Below are 2,759 nucleotides of genomic sequence, written 5' to 3'. Positions count from 1 at the left end.
TCACATATGATAAAAAACAATATGATAGTGATTTGTAGCTGGGAAAATAAGACGCTTTTTTATTGAAAACTGGCAATTTTTCCAAGCCGTTTTGCAGGCTGCTACTTTGGACAGAATAAGACGTGTGGCATTTTTACATCTCAGAGCAAAAGCGATGTTCGCAATAAAAAACTCTGAACTTCTGAAGAAGATTTGCTAATAAATAGCGGCAACCAAGTGAAACAGTCGACTGCTTTTGTGGACAGATCTGACATTCACTATCAGCTTTTGTCAAAGACAGCTTTTGACCGTAGTGACTCGGCGATAATGCCAATTTGCTTGCCGATTACCGGACATCCGAGGGGACTCAAGAAGTGAAATTGGAAAGTCGCCCCGGTCGACAGGTAATGGCCGACTGCCGGAGGCCACGAAAGACAGCTTCGTAGAAGCGAAACCCAAATAAACGATGTTTGGCTATGCGTCCGCTTTGGAGAAGCGCGATCGTCAAAAATGGGTCGATTGCGACAATTCATCTCGTCCAAAAGCCGTCATTCAATGCTAGCGTAATCGTATCGGAATCGTTGGCTGGTTTGTCATGGAATCTGCATCCTTTATAGGCAGCAATAAAAAGGGGTTCTAGGCCAAACCCGCGTAATTTTCCCATTTCTTTAAAATCAATAAGATGGGAAAATAATTCTGAAACGTTTGCGTAAAAAATTCCGAGGGTTCGGGCTGAGAAGCCCCAACAAGCTAAAAGTTATCCGGCCACAATCTTGCGCCGTGAAATACAGCCAATATTTGAATTTGTTGTTCTTTTAATCGATAAGGCAGTATGTATTGTGTGCCGACAACCACTAACTCCCTTGTTCCATCGATGCGGCCAGCGCGGCCTAGTTGTGGGTTGTCTTGCAGCAAGACAGCGCGTTCTTTGATTTCAGCTAATAGTCTGCGGGCTGCGTTGGGATTTTCTTCGGCGATGAATGTAAATATCTCGCGTAAGTCCTGTCGGGCGGGTTCGGTCCAAACCAGTTTCACGCCCTACCCTTGGATTTTTGTTCGATCAGTTCTTCCATTTCACGCATGACATCGTCATGATCGACCAATTCACCACGGTCGGCGGCCGCTATACCTTGGGTGATTTTCTCGACCTGCCAGGCATGGGTTTTCAAGTATTCCCGTAAAGCTTGATTCACTAGGTAATTGCGTGATCGATCTAATGCCCCGGCAATAAAATCGAGTTGATGGACAATGTCTGATTCAGCCCTAACGGTAAATGCTTCGGTTGCCATGGTTGCCGCTCCGGTTAATGGTGGTTCATTTGTAATCATAATGCATAACTTAACGTACTGCCGGAATAGATTGATAGCCTTTTTTACATTTGGCTGTACACAGCTTATTCCCGGCGACGATGGCTTCTTCCAGGGTATCGAACCACTCCTTTCTGACGGTACCCGGTGACCCTACCCTGCCCCATTCTTTAATCAGTGACCAATCATCGAATAGGCCCGGTGTCACAAACATCTGGTAAAATCGATGCATGTTGTTTTCGGTATCGTGTCTTTCAAGATATAGATGATTCATCAGTTACTCCCCAGAAGAGTGGTCCGTATTGTCAGTTTGCGGTGATTTCATCGCCGCTTCCCGAATCCGCATAATGGTTTGCCGGGTGGTTTTGAATTCCCGAGCCAACTCCGAAACGTTGCTGCCAGCGGCCAAGCGTTTGACAACGTCAGCACGCGCTTCCGCATTAAGTGCCGGCGGTCGGCCAAACTGTTTTCCCGCGGCCTTCGCGCGACTAATGCCTGCTTGGGTTCGCTCAATCAGCAGGTCACGCTCAAACTCTGCGACCGCTGCGATCACCTGCATGGTCATCTTGCCGGCAGAACTTGTTAGATCTACCCCGCCTAACGCCAGGCAATGGACCCGCACTCCGGAATCAGAAAGATGCTCGACCGTGGCTCTGACATCCATGGCATTACGACCGAGTCGATCCAGCTTGGTCACCACCAACACATCGCCCGCTTCCAGCCGCTCGATCAGTTTATTAAAGCCAGGTCGTTCTTTAGCCGCGACGGAACCACTGATGCTTTCTTCAATCAAACGATGCGGCTGAATGGCGAAACCCGCAGATTGAATTTCCAAGCTTTGATTTTGGGTAGTCTGGTCCGTGGTCGACACTCGACAGTAAGCAAATACGCGTGACATGCGCTAATTCCGTCCGAAAGGGATGTACGAATTATAACACATGTCCGTAATTCAATTAGCCTACTTTAGTACATGGCGTTTAAAGACTGTCCGAAACCGGTCAATTCCGGACGTTATTTCAAAGGTCTATGTCAGCTGATCCCAGCACCTGGCGGCGCAGCATACAGCCACAAAAAAGATGGCACTTGGCCGACTTGTTTGCGCTGCGGAACAGTGCCCCCCTGCGCCACTTTAAATTAAAAAATGGGCTATGTTTTGTCTAACGATGAACCTGGGACGCACCATGAAAAAACGAGCCATTTTCCTCCTGCTGGTCGCGCTCAATGCTCAATCAGCCGTTACCTCGAACGTGTTTGAGATTGAGACCGTCATGCCCGGCGAGCTATGCAATGGGCAAAGCAACGACGCGCTGCAAAAACTGATGGACAAACACCCTGACGACAGGGGCATTATTAACCTCTACGCGCTTTATCTGGGCCTGTGCCAACTGGTCCATCAAGGGAATATCTCAGAACAAGTCGCCTTGGATCAATGGGTGCCAGAGAAAACGAAGCTCATTGAATCGCGTCGGCAGC

The 2,759-nt window shown here is 48.4% G+C and carries 5 protein-coding genes; 1 reads left to right on the top strand and 4 read right to left on the bottom strand.

What is annotated here, in order from left to right:
- Window positions 1–729: 729 nt before the first annotated feature.
- The 4 genes from AC3B8H_RS20095 to AC3B8H_RS20080 are packed head-to-tail and all read right to left on the bottom strand — an operon-like array spanning window position 730 to window position 2,184.
- Entirely contained in the window at window positions 730–1,014 is a 285-nt protein-coding gene (locus AC3B8H_RS20095; protein ID WP_488443296.1) for a type II toxin-antitoxin system RelE/ParE family toxin, read from the bottom strand.
- The gene (locus tag AC3B8H_RS20090) at window positions 1,011–1,268 is read right to left on the bottom strand and encodes a CopG family ribbon-helix-helix protein (protein ID WP_488443295.1); all 258 of its coding nucleotides are present in this window, start codon (window positions 1,266–1,268) and stop codon (window positions 1,011–1,013) included. The genes AC3B8H_RS20095 and AC3B8H_RS20090 overlap by 4 nt, the downstream gene beginning before the upstream one ends.
- Window positions 1,269–1,317: 49 nt before the next feature.
- The gene (locus AC3B8H_RS20085) at window positions 1,318–1,560 is read right to left on the bottom strand and encodes a WGR domain-containing protein (RefSeq protein ID WP_488443294.1); all 243 of its coding nucleotides are present in this window, start codon (window positions 1,558–1,560) and stop codon (window positions 1,318–1,320) included.
- A 3-nt stretch (window positions 1,561–1,563) separates the two neighbouring features.
- Complete coding sequence (locus tag AC3B8H_RS20080) at window positions 1,564–2,184, bottom strand: recombinase family protein (RefSeq protein ID WP_488443293.1); 621 nt, start codon at window positions 2,182–2,184, stop codon at window positions 1,564–1,566.
- 283 nt (window positions 2,185–2,467) lie between these two features.
- Between AC3B8H_RS20080 and AC3B8H_RS20075 the strand changes: the two genes are divergently transcribed.
- The coding region (locus AC3B8H_RS20075) for a hypothetical protein (protein WP_488443292.1) at window positions 2,468–2,759 on the top strand (292 nt) is incomplete at its 3' end.

It is taken from the genome of Methylomonas sp. BG-2 (genome assembly GCF_057766305.1).
Note: the sequence above shows the minus strand (reverse complement) of the source record. Positions and strands in the feature narration are given on the sequence as shown.